Source organism: Mesorhizobium sp. M4B.F.Ca.ET.017.02.2.1, from assembly GCF_003998955.1.
Taxonomy (GTDB): Bacteria; Pseudomonadota; Alphaproteobacteria; order Rhizobiales; family Rhizobiaceae; genus Mesorhizobium; species Mesorhizobium abyssinicae.
Genome location: NZ_RZOF01000708.1, coordinates 1 through 466 on the forward strand (window position 1 = coordinate 1; position 466 = coordinate 466).

General features: G+C 68.2%; 1 protein-coding gene. It reads right to left on the bottom strand.

Annotated features, from left to right (window positions below; translation table 11 throughout):
- Positions 1–466 (bottom strand): VCBS domain-containing protein (locus tag EN738_RS34975; protein ID WP_210214109.1); only part of this gene is annotated, 466 nt, incomplete at both ends.

Below are 466 nucleotides of genomic sequence, written 5' to 3' on the forward strand. Positions count from 1 at the left end.
CAGGTTGCCGGCAACGATGCCGTCGGCGCCATTGTCCTCGGTGACGTCGTCGGTCGAGACGCCGCCGATCACCGCGCTGTCGTTGGTGCCATGGATGGTGACGGTGACGAGCTGGCTGTCGCTGCCGTCGGAGGAGACGGCGGTGAAGCTGTCGGTGATGGTGTCGCCGGCGCCGAGCTGCTGGATGGCGGCCTGGGTGTTGTCGGCGGTGTAGGTCCAGCTGCCGTCGGCGGCGAGGGTGAAGGTGCCATAGCCGTTGCTGCCGGCGGTGGCGGCCTGGGTGGTGAAATTGGCCTCGCCGGCGTCAACGTCGGTGATGGTCAGCAGTCCGTCGGCTGTCAGGTTGCCGGCAACGATGCCGTCGGCGCCATTGTCCTCGGTGACGTCGTCGGTCGAGACGCCGCCGATCACCGCGCTGTCGTTGGTGCCATGGATGGTGACGGTGACGAGCTGGCTGTCGCTGCCG